The sequence below is a fragment of the Thiothrix subterranea genome (assembly GCF_016772315.1).
GTDB classification, from domain to species: domain Bacteria; phylum Pseudomonadota; class Gammaproteobacteria; order Thiotrichales; family Thiotrichaceae; genus Thiothrix; species Thiothrix subterranea.
On record NZ_CP053482.1, the window covers coordinates 1092747 to 1112341 of the forward strand.

Consider the following 19595-nt stretch of genomic DNA (forward strand, 5'->3'; position numbering starts at 1 on the left):
ATCACACCATGTTACAACTTGATAAAGCCTTGATTCACGCTCGCAAAGCCGAGTTAGAATCCACCAAACACGCCCTGAAACAGCATTTCGTGGGGATCGACCCGATCATCGACGAGCTGATGGACTGCATCCAAGTCTGGTATCTAATGCCGGAATTGCTCAAGCGTCCCGTCATTGTGAACCTGTGGGGAATGACAGGGGTTGGCAAAACCGACTTAGTGCGCCAACTGGTCAAACACCTGCATTTTCAAGATCGCTTTGCCGAAGTGGAACTTTCCAATATTGGGCAAACCTCGTGGAGTTCGTCCGTTTCCAGCGTGTTAGACGATTACGGTTTTCATAACGGCAAACCGTGCATTGTGTTATTTGATGAAATTCAGCGCTTTAACACCATTGATTCCAAAGGCGAACAGTTGCCGCAAACCAAATTCATGGACTTTTGGGAACTGTTATCCGACGGGCATTTGTCCAAAAAGCAAAAAGATGACCTCGACAGTTTTCTGCACGAATATTATCAGCGCGAACGCAATGCCCAACGCCGCCGCAGCAAAGGCGAAAAAGAGGACGAAGACGACAGCCCCGGTTACATCAGCACCTGGGATGCGGTGAATCTGAAAAAAGCGCTGAATCTGGACATGGAAGTGGTGGATATGCTCGACATTACCGAAGAGGAAATGGTCAGCATGATTCTTACCGCCAAGCGCAAAAAAGTGATTTACGAACCCATTAATCACACCCAAACGCTGATTCTGATTTCGGGCAATTTGGATGACGCGTTTCACATGTCGCATCAAGCGGCGGAAGCGGATGTGGATGCGGATATTTTTCACGCCTTCACCACCAAAGTGACGCTGATGAATATTAAAGACGCGCTGCTACGTAAGTTCCGCCCGGAACAAGTGGCTCGGTTTGGCAATATCCACCTCGTTTACCCCAGTTTGCGCAAACAGGATTTTCACACGCTGATTACGCGGGAAATCCAGCGGGTACAAACCGACACGTTTGAGCGTACCGGCATTCGTTTGGTGACGGATGTGAGCATGAACCAGTTGATTTACCGTAATGGCGTATTTCCGGTGCAAGGGGTGCGCCCATTATTTTCCAGCGTGACCGATATTTTGGAAGTCAATTTGTCGCGCTTATTACTGCAAGCCCTCAGCGACGGTATTGACACCATTCACCTGAGCTATTCCGAAGAACGCCAAGCGATTGTGGCACGGTTAGGTGAGATCACCACAGTGGAACACCCGTATGTGGGGCGCATCGACAAAATTCGGCAGGACAATACCCAAGCATCCGTGGCGAATATCAGCGTGCATGAATCCGGTCATGCGGTGGCTTACATGGTGCTGTTCGGTTTGGTGCCGTTGCAATTGCAAAGCAAGGTTGCCAGCAGCTACGCGAGCGGTTTCACCTTCCCACACCAATTGCACCGCACACGGCGCACCTTGCTGGATATGATCAAGGTGTATCTGGCGGGCGGCATTGCGGAAGAATTGCTGTTTGGGCATTTGGAAGCATCGACCGGGCGTGAAAATGACCGCGAACGCGCCACGGAATTGGCGATGGATTATGTGCGCCGTTACGGTTTCGACGATGAATTTCAAGCCACGTACACCATCGAAGATTACCCACACCGCATGAATACCGTGGTGACGGATATGGATGTGGAAAAAATGATGATGCGTCTGGTCAGCGAAACCAAGGAGTTACTGGGGCAATACGTGCATTGCTTACACGCCCTTTCCAAAGCACTAACCGAAGCGGGTAAGCTGGAAACAGACCAAGTGGCGGCGATTGCGCAACAGTATGATGTTGCTGCTGAGATTAAGCCGGAAGGTCATTTGCACATTGCGGATTATGCGGCGCGGTTGCGGGAACCGTTGGTGTGGCGCGGGCGGCATTAACAAACGCCACCACTGTATTCCTCTGCGCCATTTAACACAGAATCATGTGCTATACTCTATTCTGTGTTACTGATAAGCGAGTATTTCTATGTCTACCACCGTTAATTTCACTGGTTCTGTTGACCGCGATTTGTTGCGCCGTGCCAAGGTAATTGCGGCGAAATCCGATACTTCCATTAACGCACTGTTTAACGCTGAATTACGTTATCTGGTGGAAACTTTTGAGGCTGCGGAAGTTGTCAGTAATCAAAATTTCCGCACGCTATTGAATTTTTCATTGGGCAAGGTTGATGATCTGCAAGCAATGGAGGCATTGGGGATTGAGAGTGCCGAAGATTTATTTCTGTTGATGGTGCAGGCACACCTACCCATGCCGCGCTTGCCGGATAGCGTGACGCAGGGGATGGTCGAGGTTCTGAATGCGTTGCCTCTGGCGGTGGTCGCACATGGCTGATCGTTCCGTCATCCTGTTGGCAGATGCAGGCCCCTTGATCACACTGGCTTACGCAAATGCATTGGACGTGCTGCTGTTACCCGGTTGGTCGGTGCAAATGGTCGATATGGTGCTGTATGAAGTGACTCGTCATGCAACACCTACCAGTCAAAAGATTGCCCAGTGGGTAGCACAACAGCCTTTAGTTGTACGGGAAACCCGTGTTTTCCAACGCTACACGCAAGCCTTAGCGACGGGCGCATTGCCGCGTAAAGCCAATCTCGGCGAACTGGCGGTACAGGAGGTGATGACCGATTTTGCCTTAATTTCTGAGCCACCGACGGGCATTTTTCTGTTTGAAGACCACAAGATTGCCCGCGCTAGTTTTTTGTTACCGGAACATTGCCACAAGATCAGCACTCGTGCCTTTTTGCAATTTCTGGAACAAAAAGGCTTGGTGGAATCGGCTGCTGAGATTGAACGTAGGGCAATACAGGCAGGTCGGACGTTTTCGCAGTTACGGTTTCCGCCTGTGTAACACCATTGAGGAAGTCAAAATACATGAACCGACAAGGAAATGTCATTTTTTACCCCCCTAAACACAAAATTTGCATTGAAGTGCATTTCGAAGATGAAACTTTCTGGCTCACTTAAAATCGCATGGCGGAACTGTTTGGGGGTCGAATCGAATACCATCACCTACCACCTGAAAGAAATCTTTGCCAACGGTGAGCTTGACGAAAATTCAACTACTCGAAAAATTCGAGCAGTTCAGCAAGAGAGCCAGTTGCAGGTTGCCGGTACAATAATTCGCGCGATAGACCATTGAAGTCTTAGCAAATCTAATATTAAATCAAACTCAATATTGCAATAGAACAATCGTCATGTGTTTTCTTAATGAAAAAATCTTTCATTGCATTTGATAATGCGATTTGAACTTTTCGTTCACTTTCATTATCCAACCAACCAAATATTGTATTTATTGCAGGAGCGGGTAGTTTCGTCTTATTATCGTATAGGCTGCTAGAAGTACCATCTGTCATTACCATAAATCCGGTAGATTTACTTAACTCACCCTTATAAATGAAGAAGTTGTCAATAGCATCATTTTCAGTTATGAAAAAAGTTGTATTGCTATACTCTCCATTATGAGGATGAGAGAAAATAAAAGCCTCCTGTTCACTTCTTGATATGATTAAGCCATCACCTATGTGACCAGCTATATATCTATTCGTTGCTTTTTCAATAACAACAAACACGAGTGTACATGAATAGTCATTAATATCATTTGAGGAAAATAATTTGTCTTTTCTTATGTGTTTTATAATATGAGATCTAATTTTATCAGCAATTAATTTCTCGCTAGTTATATCGTAAAGTTCAGAAAAGTAACTACTAACATATCCAATAGATTGTTTGGCTGCTATTTTTGAACCAATTCCTGATAGCTTTTTGCTGCCTGCACCATCAGAAACTGCGATGCCAAGATGTTTTTTACCTTTATTTGTGTAAACTGAATCTTGGCAAGGCATGTTACTAGAACTATGCCCTCTACCTATCATGATATTTTTGACTATTTTTATCTTCATTATTTATATTTCACCCCAACTTTTAATACCATCTGTATCAAGTTTTACTGAATCACCAACTGTTGATTGAGACACTCTAGAAACACTTTGGCTTAACCATTGAAAGAACTCTTTGAAATTCATTCCCTTAAGTTTTAATGCGGGTCTTTTGCCAGAAAATTTTGAAAGTTGAGTAAGATCAGCAGAATTGCCAATTCCAATAGGGAATATAACTAATTTCTTCTCGGATTCTAATGTACATGCTCGTTGACTTGCATTGCTTATATCATCTGTGGGAGAACCATCAGTCATAATTACTAACCAAGGTTGATAGTAATCTACGCCTGTTTTTCTATATTGTGATTTTCGATCTTCAAGTATACTTATCGCCATTGAAACAGCTTCTCCTAAAGGTGTAGTCCCACTTGCAATTAAATTGGGAATAACTTGTCTATGAATAGAAGCAAAATCTAAAGCTACTTGAACTTGTGAGCCAAATGTGACAATAGATATATCAGCAGAATCTTGTGCAATGTCATCATCTTTTATCGCATCAAAAAACATGGAAACACCATTTTCTAATTCTCTGATGGGCTCCCCTGACATTGATCCACTAACATCCAGAACTAAGCAAATAGGAACTCTTGCTGTTGGATTGTCGGTAAGTTCTTCATATTTTAAAATTAGATCGTTATTCATGATTTACTCCTATTTGAAAAAAAGATTAAGAATATTGCTAAGAAGATTACTCGAATTAGAGTATGGGTTGTTTGATTTCTGATGTGGTGGTGTCTGTTGGTGTGTTGATACATTTATGTAAGGCTTTCTGATTTTATTATCGTTTTCTTTCTTAGAAGAACCCTGTATATTCCTTGCTCTGATTTCTATCAGACAATCCCCGCAAAGCATACTTTTTCCTTGTTTTTGACGATCTTTATATTTTTTTTCAGAAACCACATGAACTCTATCACATTTTGAGCAGTTTATATCAATTGGGTCAAGTATTTTTAATGTGTCAGGAAATAAAATATTACTTGCATGATTTTTGTTTAAAAGTTCGTAGTATTTTTTCATGACATTGATTAATTCTTCAATTGTATGTCGTTTGTTATCACTAAAGGTTTTATAAAAACACTCTTTTACTGAATAGGGTAAGTTGCTCCAAATATTTCTCCATGGCCCTTCTGGTGCTTTTCCTGTGGATTTATCAGAAAAAGGATATGGAAATTGCATTGCTCTAATGTTTTTACTTTGTTCTTCGCCATCCTGTTGAGCATATGGAGGCTTTCCGGGTAATAACAACATAAATAACATGGTTGTAACAGCAAATAACTCATGTTCTTTCGTTCTTAAAAAATCAGCATAATTCTTTCCTTGTATTTCAGGAGCTGTGAAGTTGACTGTCCCTACTGGGCAAGGATAATTTTCTACTTGATAGCTATCTGTATCAACAAAGTAAAGAATGCCGCGCTTGTTAATCAAAATGTTGTTTGGATTTATGTCGCCAATAATTATATTTAAATCATGTAGTTTTCTGACCATAAACAAGAAATCCATGCACAGTTCAACAAGATTTTTTCTATCTAGATTTGGAAAATTTCTTAACAAAGCAGGTTTTGTCATTATTTGTGTTTGAATGGTCTTTCCATCTGCTTTAGGCATAATATAACCTAAAACTTCTCCTTTTTCATTTTTTATAAGCTCAATAGGCCAACAAACTCCATCAATAGCAATGTTTTTTGATGTCATTAATGTAAGCTTCTCTAATTTGTTAGTTGTTAGTTTATCTTTGTGGTATATTTTTGCTACAATGTTGGGTTCGTTTTTTATCTCGAAAATTTTCCCCTCACCTCCACTTTTTCCTTGTTTAGTTAATTGATAAATATTCCTGCTTTTTATTCCGATTACGTTTTCACCCACATTGGGCATATATCTTAAGGAAATTAAATGTCCATTGTTATTAGCTTTGACTCCTATTTTATAAGGCTCTACTTTAAGGGTGGGAGGTGATGAACTTCTCTGGTTATGGTTTTTCTGTTCTTTTTTTGGTGAATTATTCCAAAAATAACATTGAACATTCTCCAGCTTTGCTCTTGCGACAAAAGCGTTGTCCAAAGTTAAAACAACACCATTATAACTTTTTGCTGTCATGATGATTTTTAAGTCATTATCTAAACTTCTATTAGAAGGATTATTAAAATTGTTTCGTTGTATTAAATAAATTTCATGGCTGTGAAATTTTACTTTTGAAAGACTATCATCATTTACTAGACCAAAACCGTTTGGAAAAGACTTCATTTTATCAAAGTTACTATTTTTAATTTCCCGAAAAAATTTTCGCGCATTGGATTTGACTAATTCACTACTATTTTTACTATCTTTTAAATGATTTAATTCATCCAATACAATAGATGTGACAACAGGAATGCCATGATTTAATATAACTCTTTGAATAACATCAACTTCTTCTGCTAAAACAGATGTATCTAAAAATAAAAGTGTCATATTTCAATCCAAATAATGTTCTTATCGAAGCCCTAGTAATAGTTTATCTTAATGGAGTGAGCAGATTTAAGGCAAGTATTATTGTAAGCGATCATAAAAATTACTGACTTGTAAGAGCCGCGACTCCAAGTGCCTACTACAGCCCCCCAATTTCCGCTATCATAGCCGCTTGATGAACTGCCCATTGGTTTACCCCCATGCTGATCTTCCCCGGTAGCGTTGCCCTCTCCGATTTTCGCCGCAACAAGCTGTTGAGCGCCTTGCAAGCCATCGTGCCCACGATCACCGCTGTGCAAGCCGAATACGTCCATTTCGTGCGCAACAGCCGCGAACTGCACCCCGACGAACACGCCCAGTTGCAAGCGTTGCTGACCTACGAAGAAGTGCAAGGCAGCCACGCGTTCAGCGGCACATTGCTGCTCGTCACCCCGCGCAAAGGCACGATTTCGCCTTGGTCAAGCAAAGCCAGCGACATCGCCCACAACTGCGGCTTGACGATGGTGGAACGCATCGAACGCGGCATTGCCTACGACATCCAAACCACTGCCGCCCTGTCTGAAGCCGAGCGTCTCGCCATTGCCGCGCTGTTGCACGACCGCATGACCGAAATGGTACTGACCGACCTGCAAGATGCCGTCGTCCTGTTCAGCGAAGCCGAACCCGCCGCCTTACGCTACGTTGACATCAGCAATGACCCCAAAGCCGCGCTCGCCAAAGCCAACACCGACTGGGGCTTGGCGCTGTCAGCGGATGAAATCGACTACCTCGCGGAAAACTACGCCGAACTCCAGCGCAACCCCACCGACGTAGAGTTGATGATGTTCGCGCAAGCCAACTCCGAACATTGCCGCCACAAAATCTTCAACGCCGACTGGATTATCGACGGCAAAGAACAGCCCAAATCGCTGTTTGCCATGATCCGCAACACCCACGCGCACGCGCCCGAAGGCATTCTTTCCGCCTACCATGACAACGCCTCCGTCATCGAAGGCCCGTTGGCAACGCGCTTTTTGACCGACGTAAAAACCGGCGAATACCACTACACCAACGAACCCGTCCACATCCTCATGAAGGTGGAAACTCACAACCACCCCACCGCCATTTCCCCGTTTGCGGGTGCTGCAACAGGTTCGGGCGGCGAAATCCGCGATGAAGGCGCAACCGGCAACGGCTCGAAACCCAAGGCGGGCTTGAGCGGCTTCTCGGTATCCAATCTGCGCATCCCCGGCTACGCCCAGCCATGGGAACACGATTTTGGCAAACCCGACCGCATCGTTTCCGCCCTCGACATTATGCTCGAAGGCCCTATTGGTGCCGCCGCGTTCAACAACGAATTCGGTCGCCCCAATATCACCGGCTATTTCCGCACCTTTGAAATGCAAGCCCCCGGCGCAAAAGGTACGGAACTGCGTGGCTACCACAAGCCGATCATGATTGCAGGCGGCATGGGCAATATCCGCGAAAACAACATCAATAAGAACCCGCTGCCTGAAGGCACACCGATCATCGTCCTCGGCGGCCCCGCCATGCTGATCGGTTTAGGCGGCGGTGCGGCTTCCTCAATGGCAAGCGGCACGAGTGCGGAAAACCTCGACTTCGCCTCTGTGCAGCGCGGCAACCCCGAAATGCAACGCCGTTGCCAAGAAGTCATCGACCGTTGCGTAGCCTTGGGCGCGGAAAACCCCATCCTCTCCATCCACGACGTAGGCGCTGGCGGTATTTCCAACGCCATCCCCGAAATCGTCAACGATGCCGGACGCGGCGGACGCTTTGAACTCCGTGCCGTTCCCAACGCCGAACTCGGCATGGCACCAATGGAAATCTGGAGCAACGAAGCGCAAGAACGCTACGTTCTCGCCATTGCCGAAGACCGCCTCGACACCTTCCGCGCCCTGTGCGAACGCGAACGCGCCGTCTACGCCGTGGTCGGGAATGCTACGGTTGAACAACAATTGCTGGTTGGCGATTCCCTGTTTGACAACAATCCGGTGAATTTGCCGATGAACGTGCTGCTCGGCAAACCGCCGAAAATGCTGCGTGACGTGCATCACCAAACTTTCCACAAGCCGGAAATCGACCTGAGCGGCATTGAGTTGCCGGAGGCGATTGAGCGCGTATTGCGCTTGCCGACTGTTGCCTCCAAGTCCTTCCTGATTACCATCGGCGACCGCACGGTAACGGGCATGGTGACCCGCGACCAAATGGTCGGAGCATGGCAAGTGCCGGTGGCGGATGTGGCGGTCACCTCCAGCGATTACACCACCAATTTCGGCGAAGCGATGGCAATGGGTGAACGCACCCCGATTGCGCTGGTGAATCCGGCAGCATCGGGGCGCATGGCGATTGGCGAAGCCCTCACCAATATTGCAGCGGCAGACATTGCCAATATCCGCAACATTCGTCTGTCCGCCAACTGGATGGCGGCGGCAGGCTATCACGGCGAAGATGCCGCGTTGTTTGACACCGTGAAAGCGGTCGGCGAAGAACTGTGCCCGCGTTTGGGTCTAGCAATTCCGGTTGGCAAAGACTCCCTGTCGATGAAAACCGTATGGCAGCAAGACGGCGAAAACCGCGAAATGATCGCGCCGCTTTCCTTGATCGTCACCGCGTTTTCGCCTGTGCAGGACATTCGCAAAACCCTGACTCCGGCATTGTGCAGCGACGTTGGCGATACCGACCTGATTCTGGTGGATCTCGGCAAAGGGCGTAACCGATTGGCAGCGTCTGCACTGGCGCAAGTCTACGGACAAGTCGGGCATCACGCGCCGGACGTGGATAACCCTGACGCGCTCAAAGCCTTCTTCGATACCGTGCAAGATTTACGTGGCGAAAACCTGATTTTGGCGTACCACGACCGTGCCGATGGCGGCTTGCTGGCAACACTGGCAGAAATGAGCTTTGCGGGGCATGTGGGCGTGACCGCTTGCATCGGGCAGGTGAGTGAGCAATTGCTGCCCGCGCTATTCAGCGAAGAACTCGGCGCGGTATTGCAAGTGCGCCATTGCGATACGGATGCGGTGTTGGAAGCGTTCCGCGAAGCTGGGCTGGCGCATTGCACTCATGTCATTGGCGAATTGAACGACAGCGACGAATTGGTGCTGACCTTTGCTAACAAAGAAGTGTACCGCGCTCCACGTGCTACTTTGCAAAAAATCTGGGCAGAAACCAGCTACCGGATGCAGGCGTTGCGTGACAATGCCGATTGCGCCGCGCAAGAATTTGAGCGGCTGGATGATGTGCAAGACCCCGGTTTGCCATTCGCGCCAACCTTTGAGTTGGATGAGGATGTGGCAGCGCCGTATATCCGTACCGGAGTACGTCCGGCGATTGCGGTATTGCGTGAGCAAGGTGTGAACGGGCAGGTGGAAATGGCGGCGGCGTTTGACCGTGCCGGTTTCAAGGCGGTTGACGTACACATGACCGACATTATCAGTGGGCGTGTGAAGTTGAAAGATTTCAAAGGCTTGGTGGCGTGCGGCGGCTTCTCCTACGGCGATGTGTTGGGCGCTGGCGGCGGCTGGGCGAAAACCATTCTGATGAATCCGCGTGCCAGTGATGAATTTGCGGCGTTTTTTGCGCGGCAAGATTCCTTCGGGCTGGGCGTGTGCAATGGCTGCCAAATGTTCTCGCAATTGCGTGACATGATCCCCGGTGCGGCACATTGGCCACGTTTCTACCGCAACCGTTCCGAGCAGTTTGAGGCGCGTTATTCGGCAGTCGAGGTGTTGGAATCGCCGTCGTTGTTCCTGCAAGGCATGGCTGGCTCGAAGCTGCCGATTGCGGTAGCGCATGGTGAAGGGCGGGCGGTGTTTGATACCGCTACGGCTGAAGGGATGTTGGCGGAAGGCTTGGTCGGCTTGCGTTATGTGGATAATCGCGGCAATGCCACTGAGCATTACCCCGAAAACCCCAACGGTTCGCCGTTGGGCATCACGGGCGTTACCACGGCGGATGGGCGTTTTACCATCATGATGCCGCACCCCGAACGCTTGTTTCGGGCGGTGCAGCATTCATGGAAGCCGGATGATACGGGTGAAGATGGTGCGTGGTTGCGGATGTTCCGCAATGCGCGGGTTTGGGTAGGCTAAACTAAACTTGGTTTTATTGGGAGGGGGATCGTTATCCCTTCCCAAACGCTGCTATCAACATCTCCACCATCGCTTTGCGTGATTTGTAACGGTTACAAAAATCCTTGACCAAATTATGCGCCATGTTTGCGCCATCGGGCATTTTGGCAAGCACATTCAATTCGTCAATGACTCGCTCGTAGACCGCTCTCCCCGTGTTGTCGCGCAGGTAATCACAAATCTGGCTGGCGTAGGTTGCTTTAACCTCGTGTGGAAATGCTATCGCTAACAAGGGTGCGTAGCGTTTGAAAAGGGATGCGCTTTGACCGGGTATCGTGGGCTGTTTGATGAGTTCATAGAGGGCGGGAATATCATTTTCTTCCTGCAATAACATGGCTCTAGCGGAATCGTAACCGCGTGGAACAGGAATCAGCCCATACAGCCGTTGCCGCGCATTTACCCATTCTTCCGCTGGATAGGTCGCTTTGAGTTCGCGGTAATGCTCCAGTGAGTAATGGGATGTTTGATACAAATGTTCCAGTTCGGTGCGAATGGCGGGTATATCGTTCTGCAAATAGGCGATTTCTAACGAGCGCTTGCGCCATCGGCTAATTGTCCCTGCATTTTTTTGTTGTTCTGCTAAGTGAATACCGTCTTGCAACAGGCTGCGGGCTTTGTCGTAGTCTTTAGCGTCGATAGCTTTCTGTATGAAGGTGTCGCGGAAATCAGGGATTTCCATGTGTGTGGTCGCAACCGCTTCCATGTCGTCCAGCCTGTTCCACGTTTTGAGCAGCTCTAGTTTTTGACGCAATAAGGCATCTCGCTGCCAATCATTGGGGCGGGATTGTATGTGTTTGTCGAGCGCTTGTAGGTAAGTGTTCTGATCGGTTTGGCTATGTTGCGCCCATTCTTCCAGCAGTTCGGTAAAGGTATCTTCTAGCCCGTATTCGCTGTAGCGGGAGTCAAATTGGGTGGCAAGTACGCGTTTGAACAAGGTGGCTTGTTCAGAGGTGGGAAGTTGTGGATAGGCGGTGGCGAGTTCATCCTTGATGCTGTACATCAGGCTGTTAAGTTCGCCGTTGGAATCGTCAACGTTGTTTGCAATACCCGCGATGCCTTGGGCAATGGTGAAGCAGATTTCTACCTTGGCAGCAGAAGCAAGATTAGAGGCTGATAATGTGTCCAGCAGTTCCTGCACTTCATCTGCGAACGCACTGGCATCGTCTTCGTCGATATAATCATAGCTGGAATATTGGCGGGCGATTTTATCAAACAATTGCTGGTATTGTTTGCTGGGCGCTTCTGTAGTGGGGGTAACAACTTGGAAACGCAGCAAGAATTTATCCAACATTTTACGGTCGTCGTGCAGCAGTTGGCGGATATAGGCGGCTAAGTCTTCCCGTTTGAGGGTGTTCAGTACCTGATCCAGTTGTTGGCGTTTGGTTGGTTGCGCTGGGGACGTTGGTTTTACCCGCAGTTGTTGGCGGATATTGAGCAAGCTGGCGGCGACGTGCTTGCAGATGTCACCATCATAAGGGCAGGTGCATGACCACTCGCTGATTTCTTTGCCATCCAGTTGGATTTCTACGTCGTAGGCGCGCGTCCCGTTTACCTCGGCTTGCCAGAATTCGGGTTCGGTTTCTTCCAGATTATGGACGCGTTGCGTGTAGCCTCTGCCGCGCTGCATGATGACGGCATTAATGTGTTGCTCGAAATTATCCAGATTCATCATTTTTGGCTAAAAGAAGTAGAGTATACCTATTTGGATTTTTGAAGTCAGCCCTATGCAACACCAACCGCCAGCCGGAAATGGCTGAAACCTTCTTTGACGCTTTTCACGATACGGTTGAGTTTTTTGACTGGAATGAGAGCCATATTCGGGAGTTCGCTGCCCGCAGTATTAGCGGTTATTTTGCAGGGAAGCGTGGTGTACCACATCCTGCTTCCGTGATGGCATTGGCTCGGGATGGTAGCATTATTGGGCTGGCGTTATTGCTGACAGACGAAGCTGGGGAGGTATGCTTGGATTTGTTGTGTGTTGTGCCTGCTTATCAACGTCAGAAAATTGCTACCTGCATGGTTGCTATGGCGGTCAATCATCTTGCTGCGATGGGTGTCGAGACATTGAGCAGTGCTTACCACATTTGTAACGAAAGTAGTCGTCATTGGCATCATCTGTTTGGTTTTGTGGATGTTTATGACCAGATGTATATCCGCTTGAAATATGCTTGGTATCGGAACGAAGTTTGGCGGCGTGACAAGCTGGGGCTAGTTGATGGATTGGGTGCGCTGAAGGCGGAACGGGAATTTTGGTTGGCACAACTTGATAATCTGGAATTGCTTGCCAAAGTCCGCGAACGTGAACATGAACCCAGCATCAAGGTGACGTTAGATGAGCTATGAGCTGAAGAACCGCATGTGCCTTCATGAGTGGTGCGCCGAACATTTACAAGATCAAATTGCGGCAGTTGGGTTATCGCCCTGTTTACCACGTGGACGACAATATCGTGACCATTACGGTGATTGCTGTCGGCAAGCGGGAGCGGAATGCGGTGTATCAAGCAGCGTTGCAACGATTAGATGAATAGAAAAATCGGGGACGAACCCCGATTTTCTTTCATGCCATCAACTAAAATGCATTGTACTGAATATCTGCACACACTGTGTTAAGCATACTGCCATCATAGGTGTTTTTTAGGGTAACGCTTTTGCTGGCATTGTCTATACCGATGATGACATATTCATGCGTTAAACCTATCATTTTAGCGAATCCCCCAGCACTCCCAGTTTTGACAACTTTATTAACATATAGTCCTGAGCATCCTTTTGCCACTGCTGCTGCCTTTCGTTGGTTTTGAGCCTGCGTTTCTCTTGCTTCTCGCACTCTAGATTCTGCTGCCTCGTGAGCTTCATCCACTTTTTTCTTGGCTTCCGCTTGTGCGTGGCGTGTTTTCAAGCTCCAAGGATCGCCAGCTTGCTCGCTCATGGATTTTTTTCTGGAATCGTAGGTTTTGTTGCAATTTTCGCTTTTCATGCTGACATTGCCATCTTCTACTTCAGCCGTGCCATTCACGAGCTTACTGGTTACGCTGTATTGCTTTGCTGGGGTGCAGCTTTCAACGTATTCGATGACAGGTGAAGTGTCGTTGCTGCCATTCGACCAAAGATAAGTGTACCCCGGTTTGAGTTCCAAGGTTTTGGTTGCCTGTGCATCGGCAGCTTCGTTTGATTTGGTAACAGATTGACCATAAAGGCTCGTTGCCAGAAGGATTAGCGCTAAACCGCCGAGTGCTGCTCCCGCCTCTTTATCAGACATTTCAGTCGTGCTAGATGATGAGTCACCAGTAATCGTTGCTGCGGAAACGTAAGTATTGCTGGCAATCAAAGAGATAGCCAAGCAGGTGCTAAGAATTTGCTTTGTCATAGTTGAAGCCCGTGAGTGTTAAATAGACAATGCGTATGCTATGCGCTATGCGCTATGCGCTATGCGCGTCAACTTTTTTTATGGAAGTCAATTGAATTATGATGAGCGGTTAGTTTGTGGTGCATTCAATTTTCTTGATGCACATCAAACTTATCCACAACCCCACCTTGAATTCCCTCACTTCCCACCCAAGATTTGTCCCATCCGACGCATTCGCGTCCAACCCAAATCAATAGGTAGCCCACATGAGAATGGACAAACTCACCAGCAAGTTCCAACTCGCCCTGCAAGACGCGCAATCGCTCGCGTTAGGGCGTGATCACCAATTCATCGAACCCGCCCACTTAATGATCGCACTGCTCGATCAAGAAGGCGGTTCGACACGCGGTTTGCTCACCAAAGCCGATGTCAATGCCAACCAATTGCGCTCCAAACTCGGCGAAGCCCTCGACCGGATGTCATCCGTCTCCGGCGGCGATGCAGGCAGCGTCCACGTATCCAACGACCTCAGCAAACTGCTGAACGTTACCGACAAAATTGCCCAGCAACGCAAAGACCAATACATTTCCTCCGAACTCTTCATCCTCGCCGGACTGGAAGACAAAGGCACGCTCGGCAATCTTCTGCGTGAATGCGGCGCGACCAAAGGCGCGGTGGAAAAAGCCATCGAAGGGATGCGTGGCGGTCAAACCGTCAACGACCCCAACGCCGAAGACCAACGCCAAGCCCTCGACAAATACACCATCGACCTCACCGAACGTGCCGAACAGGGCAAGATCGACCCGATCATCGGGCGTGACGAAGAAATCCGCCGCATGGTGCAAATCCTGCAACGCCGCACCAAAAATAACCCGGTGCTGATCGGCGAACCCGGCGTGGGTAAAACCGCACTGGTCGAAGGCTTGGCGCAACGCATCGTCAACGGCGAAGTCTCCGAAGGCATGAAAGGCAAACGCCTGCTCTCGCTCGACCTTGGCGCATTGCTCGCAGGCACAAAATACCGGGGTGACTTTGAAGAACGCCTCAAAGCCGTGCTCAACGACATCGCCAAAGCCAACGGCAATATCATCCTGTTCATCGACGAATTACACACGATGGTCGGCGCAGGCAAAGCCGACGGCGCGATGGACGCTGGCAACATGCTCAAGCCCGCCCTTGCTCGCGGCGAATTGCACTGCCTCGGCGCAACCACGCTCGACGAATACCGCCAATACATCGAAAAAGATGCCGCACTCGAACGCCGCTTCCAGAAAGTGCTGGTCGATGAACCAACCGTAGAAGACACCATCGCCATCCTGCGCGGCTTGCAGGAAAAATACGAAGTGCATCACGGCGTGGAAATCACCGACCCCGCGCTGGTCGCAGCCGCCACGCTGTCACACCGTTACATCACCGACCGCCAGTTGCCGGACAAAGCCATCGACTTGATTGACGAAGCCGCATCCCGCATCCGCGTCGAAATCGACTCCAAGCCGGAAGTAATCGACAAGCTCGACCGCCGCCTGATCCAGCTCAAGATTGAGCGCGAAGCCTTGAAAAAGGAATCCGACGACGCTTCCAAAAAGCGTCTTGCCGACTTGCAGGCTGAAATCGACCGTCTGGAAATCGAATCCGCCGATTTGGAAGAAATCTGGAAAAGCGAAAAAGCCGACGTGCAAGGCACTTCCCACATCAAGGAAGCCCTCGACCAAGCGCGGCTCGAATTTGAAACCGCCCGACGTGCAGGCAATTTGCAACGCATGGCGGAACTGCAATACGGGCGCATCCCCGAACTCGAAAGCCAGTTGGCACAAGCCGACGATGCCGCCGCCCACACCGAATCCAAAGCACCCAAGTTGCTGAAAACCAAGGTGACGGAAGACGAAATTGCCGACATCGTGTCACGCTGGACAGGCATCCCGGTCAGCAAAATGCTCGAAGGCGAAAAGGACAAGCTACTGAAAATGGAAGAGGTGCTTGCTAAGCGCGTGATTGGGCAAACCGAAGCGGTGGTCGCGGTTTCCAACGCCATCCGCCGTGCGCGTGCCGGGCTTTCCGACCCTAATCGCCCCAGCGGTTCGTTCCTGTTCTTGGGGCCGACCGGTGTGGGTAAAACCGAACTCACCAAGGCGTTGGCGACCTTCCTGTTCGACACCGACGACGCGATGGTGCGGATTGATATGTCCGAATTCATGGAAAAGCATTCCGTCGCCCGCCTGATCGGTGCGCCTCCGGGTTACGTCGGCTATGAAGAAGGTGGCTATTTGACCGAAGCGGTGCGCCGCCGTCCGTATTCCGTGATCCTGTTGGACGAGGTGGAAAAAGCCCACCCCGACGTATTCAACGTGCTGCTGCAAGTGCTGGATGATGGGCGTTTGACCGACGGGCAAGGTCGCACCGTGGATTTCCGCAACACTGTGATCATCATGACCTCCAACCTCGGCTCGCACCTGATTCAGGAAATGGCGGGCGAAGCCAACTACGAGCGCATGAAAGCAGCGGTGATGGAAGTCGTCGGTACGCATTTCCGCCCTGAATTCATCAACCGGATTGACGAAACGGTGGTATTCCATCCGCTGGATCAGGCAGAGATTCGCCAGATTGCGGATATTCAGCTTAATAACCTTCGTAAGCGGTTGGCGGCGCGGGATTTGGGGATTCAGATTACCGATGCGGCGTTGGATTTGCTGGCAGAAGCGGGATTTGACCCGGTGTACGGGGCGCGTCCGTTGAAGCGGGCGATCCAGCAGCAGGTTGAGAATCCGCTGGCGCAGCAAATCCTTGGCGGCAAGTTTATGCCGGGGGATACGATTGCGGTGGGGGTGGAAGAGGGCAGGCTGACGTTTATGGCGTTGGTGGAGGCTGACGAAACAGTATAAATCTAATTCTTTTGGGAAATAAAGATGCCGCCCATTATCGGGCGGTATCGCATTACGGAGAAAGGTTTATATTTCCAACTGAAAGTATTTGGAAACGATATGTTTCTGTTCATTAGGCTGAATTTCTTTTATATGTACTCCAGTGCTGTCAGTGATTTTGAGTGTGTTGCCTAGCAGCGTTATACGTTCAGCTTCGCTGTGCTTAATGAGTAATAATTTTTGGACGAAAATTGCTTCTGGGTGCGTTGAATTTAGGTAATTCGCAGGAGAAAAATCTATCCACAAGTGCGGTGACAAATTAAAGGCGTATTGATTTGTCCATTCGTTATCTATCAATGCCTGCAAAAGATATTCTCCTGAGTTATCTTGTGTAAGCATGAAGTGGTCAAAATCCTGATTAATGGGGTCGCTTAATTGTTGCAATGATACTGGCTCACGAATTCCATAACTACCAAATCCTAAATCACAAAGCCAATATTCTCCAGAAAGATTTATTACTAGAGCCATATGTGTTTTTGGACGTAAAACTGGATAAAACATTGGGCGTGCAGCCACGAATTGATAATGTATGCCTAACGCTTGTAAGGCCATTGCAAATAATCCATTTAATTCATAGCAATACCCGCCTCTTTTATTTTCAATGATTTTTTTAAAAATATCATCTGGGTTAAGAGATACTATTTTCCCTTGTTGTACATCTATGTTTTCAAAAGGGATTGTAAATAATTGGCGACGCATTAAGTATTTGATGTAATCTATATTAATTTCGCATCCTTTCTCATGTGGTACAGCTTCAATTCGCTTTAAATATGCTGATAGGCTAAAAATATTTGATTTCATGATGCTTTTCCTTAAAGTATTACTTTTTAATATACTGAGATCATATATCCATCACTGGCTAATATACTATATTTTAGTAGCTAATTGCTTAAAAAGTTGCAATGATTCGATTCTTTTGGAAAATAGCACAATGGATATTCCAATAAGAATTATAGTTGCCGCCGCCATTTTTTCTATTGATACAACTTCATTAAAAATGATGGATGATGTTGCTAATCCAGAAATAGGAACAAAAAGCGATAAAGGAGCTACACTAGTTGCGGGATATTTTTTTATTAAGTTATTCCATATCCAATACCCAAATATTGTTGTAATATAAGATTGAAATCCAATGGAAAATATGGCAGTTGAATTGAGGCTTTGTGGTAGCATTATAAATGGAAGATCGCCTTTGATAATAAAAGTAATTACAAATAAAGGAATTGTAGCGAAAAATCCAGACCAAATCACAAAGGAGAGCATATCGTTTGGTTTATACTTCTTCAAAAGCATATTACAGAAGCCCCACGCAAATGCCGCACATAAAACCAAAGCAACACCAATACTTGATATATTGCCATCGGTTAATGAAGTAATAAAAATCAGTCCAGCAAAAGCTATAGCCATTCCCGTATACTGAATTTTTGATATATTCTCTTTGAAAAAGAAAAAGCTCATTATTATTGTAATAAAAGCTGTAAATTGTAAAAGAAGAGAAGCTATTCCAGCAGAAAGACCACTAACTATACTCAGATTCACAATTCCCCAGAGACCAACACCGAATAAAATTCCATATAAAGCAACGATTGGTAATGGAATGATTGGTCTTTTTACAAAGAAAATCAAAGGGAACGCACAAAATAAAAAACGAAATGCCGTTAACAAGAATGGGTCTAATGTGTTTAATCCTAGTTTTATGACGGAAAAATTCGCTCCCCATATTACCGCAACTAATAATCCTAGTAAAAAATCAGATTTTTTCATGATTGCATCCTTTATGTTTATGCTTTGCCAAGGTATTTTGGTTTATTCTCGATGAGAATATGTCTATTTATTTGCTTAGTGCCGTAAAGTCTTAGTAGCCAACGATCCGAACCATCAAATCTTGCTTTGAATGCTCCTCTTGCGTGTAATGTTCTCTGGTTGTGCAATATTAAAATATCTCCGGGTGTAAGGATGATTTTATTTGAAGTTGCTTTTTTTATTTCATTGAAAAATACATTAAGGCAGAATGTTGCTTCTTTAGTTTGGGCGGTAGCAAATTTACTATCAAATCGGTTCAGCATGTATCCATCAGTTGATTTCCCTAAAATGCTTAATGATTCAATGTACTCTTGATTCTCTCCAAAGGAATCTGGCTTTAATATGCGATAGTTTTGTTTTTTAAGTCCATCAATGATAAATTTCGGCATATTTTCTAATATATCATCTAAAAAAATTAGTTCAGTCGGGACACTTGTATCTGTTTTTAAACAATGCAAAGCCAAAAACTGAGGGCGGCCTGAAATATTCACTACGTTTTCACAATCCAATGGTAAATGAGGATTGTCAACGTGCATTCCAAATTCAAATTCCGATCCATGGGAACTGACTTCATCTTTGGATTGTTCATTTGGAATGACATGCCTAATTATTCTGTCTTTGTTTTCACCAGAATAAGCAACGGGATGAACATTGCACATAGAATACAAGCCAAATAATAAAGCAAGAGGTTGATAGATAAGTCTATCGTTAATATGTCCATTCTTTGTTGGAGTGGTGGGAAGCTCTAGTGGTAATGGCATTCCCCTGATAATAAATGCCGGAGCATTATAAATATTACTTGCCAATGACTTAATAGTATCAGAATTGTTCTTGCTTAGAGATGACTGAAGTATTGAACTTCCTATTTCTGAAAAAATTTCATATAAATCATGTTCGTCGGTATTGAATCTTGATGACATCGATTTTAAGTGGTTTGTGATGCTGAGTTTTTCTTTATGACTAATGTGTATTTCCTGAATCATTAATATTT

At 46.9% G+C, this 19595-nt stretch carries 15 protein-coding genes; 7 read left to right on the top strand and 8 right to left on the bottom strand.

The genetic code is table 11. The features are described from left to right. The first annotated feature begins 8 nt into the window (after positions 1 to 8). The 3 genes from HMY34_RS05220 (at position 9) to HMY34_RS05230 (ending at position 2878) form a co-directional block, all read left to right on the top strand. A complete protein-coding gene (locus HMY34_RS05220) occupies positions 9 to 1907 on the top strand; it encodes an AAA family ATPase (protein WP_202718237.1) in 1899 nt (632 codons plus the stop codon). An 88-nt stretch (positions 1908 to 1995) separates the two neighbouring features. Further along, the gene (locus tag HMY34_RS05225) at positions 1996 to 2361 is read left to right on the top strand and encodes a hypothetical protein (RefSeq protein ID WP_202718238.1); all 366 of its coding nucleotides are present in this window, start codon (positions 1996 to 1998) and stop codon (positions 2359 to 2361) included. Next, a complete protein-coding gene (locus HMY34_RS05230) occupies positions 2354 to 2878 on the top strand; it encodes a hypothetical protein (protein ID WP_202718239.1) in 525 nt (174 codons plus the stop codon). Before HMY34_RS05225 ends, HMY34_RS05230 begins: the two co-directional genes overlap by 8 nt. Positions 2879 to 3188: 310 nt before the next feature. On the opposite strand, the gene HMY34_RS05235 is transcribed toward HMY34_RS05230, so the two are convergent. The 3 genes from HMY34_RS05235 to HMY34_RS05245 are packed head-to-tail and all read right to left on the bottom strand — an operon-like array spanning position 3189 to position 6413. After that, a complete protein-coding gene (locus tag HMY34_RS05235) occupies positions 3189 to 3929 on the bottom strand; it encodes a PP2C family serine/threonine-protein phosphatase (protein WP_202718240.1) in 741 nt (246 codons plus the stop codon). A 3-nt stretch (positions 3930 to 3932) separates the two neighbouring features. Then, positions 3933 to 4607: a vWA domain-containing protein gene (locus tag HMY34_RS05240; RefSeq protein WP_202718241.1), complete on the bottom strand. Its 675-nt coding sequence runs from the start codon at positions 4605 to 4607 to the stop codon at positions 3933 to 3935. A 9-nt stretch (positions 4608 to 4616) separates the two neighbouring features. Then, the gene (locus HMY34_RS05245) at positions 4617 to 6413 is read right to left on the bottom strand and encodes a protein kinase domain-containing protein (protein ID WP_202718242.1); all 1797 of its coding nucleotides are present in this window, start codon (positions 6411 to 6413) and stop codon (positions 4617 to 4619) included. Positions 6414 to 6610: 197 nt separating this feature from the next. Between HMY34_RS05245 and purL the strand changes: the two genes are divergently transcribed. After that, positions 6611 to 10501, top strand: coding sequence for a phosphoribosylformylglycinamidine synthase (gene purL / locus HMY34_RS05250; RefSeq protein ID WP_202718243.1), 3891 nt, complete (start codon positions 6611 to 6613; stop codon positions 10499 to 10501). Positions 10502 to 10532: 31 nt separating this feature from the next. Here purL and HMY34_RS05255 read toward each other — a convergent pair whose 3' ends face one another. Beyond that, entirely contained in the window at positions 10533 to 12209 is a 1677-nt protein-coding gene (locus HMY34_RS05255; protein ID WP_202718244.1) for an SWIM zinc finger family protein, read from the bottom strand. 41 nt (positions 12210 to 12250) lie between these two features. Here HMY34_RS05255 and HMY34_RS05260 point away from each other — a divergent pair, with 41 nt between their 5' ends. Then, a complete protein-coding gene (locus HMY34_RS05260; protein WP_202718245.1) occupies positions 12251 to 12883 on the top strand; it encodes a GNAT family N-acetyltransferase in 633 nt (210 codons plus the stop codon). A gap of 23 nt (positions 12884 to 12906) precedes the next feature. Then, the gene (locus tag HMY34_RS05265; protein ID WP_202718246.1) at positions 12907 to 13068 is read left to right on the top strand and encodes a type II toxin-antitoxin system RelE family toxin; all 162 of its coding nucleotides are present in this window, start codon (positions 12907 to 12909) and stop codon (positions 13066 to 13068) included. A gap of 41 nt (positions 13069 to 13109) precedes the next feature. On the opposite strand, the gene HMY34_RS05270 is transcribed toward HMY34_RS05265, so the two are convergent. Continuing rightward, entirely contained in the window at positions 13110 to 13904 is a 795-nt protein-coding gene (locus tag HMY34_RS05270; RefSeq protein ID WP_202718247.1) for a hypothetical protein, read from the bottom strand. A gap of 245 nt (positions 13905 to 14149) precedes the next feature. On the opposite strand from HMY34_RS05270, the gene clpB reads away from it, so the two are divergent. Further along, on the top strand, positions 14150 to 16762 hold the full coding sequence (gene clpB / locus HMY34_RS05275; RefSeq protein ID WP_202718248.1) for an ATP-dependent chaperone ClpB: 2613 nt from the start codon (positions 14150 to 14152) through the stop codon (positions 16760 to 16762). 66 nt (positions 16763 to 16828) lie between these two features. On the opposite strand, the gene HMY34_RS05280 is transcribed toward clpB, so the two are convergent. The 3 genes from HMY34_RS05280 to HMY34_RS05290 form a co-directional block, all read right to left on the bottom strand. Continuing rightward, positions 16829 to 17602: an arylamine N-acetyltransferase family protein gene (locus HMY34_RS05280; RefSeq protein ID WP_202718249.1), complete on the bottom strand. Its 774-nt coding sequence runs from the start codon at positions 17600 to 17602 to the stop codon at positions 16829 to 16831. A 66-nt stretch (positions 17603 to 17668) separates the two neighbouring features. Continuing rightward, positions 17669 to 18565, bottom strand: coding sequence for an EamA family transporter (locus HMY34_RS05285; protein ID WP_202718250.1), 897 nt, complete (start codon positions 18563 to 18565; stop codon positions 17669 to 17671). A 17-nt stretch (positions 18566 to 18582) separates the two neighbouring features. Continuing rightward, complete coding sequence (locus tag HMY34_RS05290) at positions 18583 to 19587, bottom strand: TauD/TfdA family dioxygenase (RefSeq protein WP_202718251.1); 1005 nt, start codon at positions 19585 to 19587, stop codon at positions 18583 to 18585. Positions 19588 to 19595: the final 8 nt, after the last annotated feature.

What these genes read in the sequence shown, in the direction of transcription:
- HMY34_RS05220 (WP_202718237.1), top strand. Translation starts at nt 9, where the DNA reads ATGTTACAACTTGATAAAGCCTTGATTCACGCTCGCAAAGCCGAGTTA.
- HMY34_RS05225 (WP_202718238.1), top strand. Translation starts at nt 1,996, where the DNA reads ATGTCTACCACCGTTAATTTCACTGGTTCTGTTGACCGCGATTTGTTG.
- HMY34_RS05230 (WP_202718239.1), top strand. Translation starts at nt 2,354, where the DNA reads ATGGCTGATCGTTCCGTCATCCTGTTGGCAGATGCAGGCCCCTTGATC.
- HMY34_RS05235 (WP_202718240.1), bottom strand. Translation starts at nt 3,929, where the DNA reads ATGAAGATAAAAATAGTCAAAAATATCATGATAGGTAGAGGGCATAGT.
- HMY34_RS05240 (WP_202718241.1), bottom strand. Translation starts at nt 4,607, where the DNA reads ATGAATAACGATCTAATTTTAAAATATGAAGAACTTACCGACAATCCA.
- HMY34_RS05245 (WP_202718242.1), bottom strand. Translation starts at nt 6,413, where the DNA reads ATGACACTTTTATTTTTAGATACATCTGTTTTAGCAGAAGAAGTTGAT.
- purL (WP_202718243.1), top strand. Translation starts at nt 6,611, where the DNA reads ATGCTGATCTTCCCCGGTAGCGTTGCCCTCTCCGATTTTCGCCGCAAC.
- HMY34_RS05255 (WP_202718244.1), bottom strand. Translation starts at nt 12,209, where the DNA reads ATGAATCTGGATAATTTCGAGCAACACATTAATGCCGTCATCATGCAG.
- HMY34_RS05265 (WP_202718246.1), top strand. Translation starts at nt 12,907, where the DNA reads ATGAGTGGTGCGCCGAACATTTACAAGATCAAATTGCGGCAGTTGGGT.
- HMY34_RS05270 (WP_202718247.1), bottom strand. Translation starts at nt 13,904, where the DNA reads ATGACAAAGCAAATTCTTAGCACCTGCTTGGCTATCTCTTTGATTGCC.
- clpB (WP_202718248.1), top strand. Translation starts at nt 14,150, where the DNA reads ATGAGAATGGACAAACTCACCAGCAAGTTCCAACTCGCCCTGCAAGAC.
- HMY34_RS05280 (WP_202718249.1), bottom strand. Translation starts at nt 17,602, where the DNA reads ATGAAATCAAATATTTTTAGCCTATCAGCATATTTAAAGCGAATTGAA.
- HMY34_RS05285 (WP_202718250.1), bottom strand. Translation starts at nt 18,565, where the DNA reads ATGAAAAAATCTGATTTTTTACTAGGATTATTAGTTGCGGTAATATGG.
- HMY34_RS05290 (WP_202718251.1), bottom strand. Translation starts at nt 19,587, where the DNA reads ATGATTCAGGAAATACACATTAGTCATAAAGAAAAACTCAGCATCACA.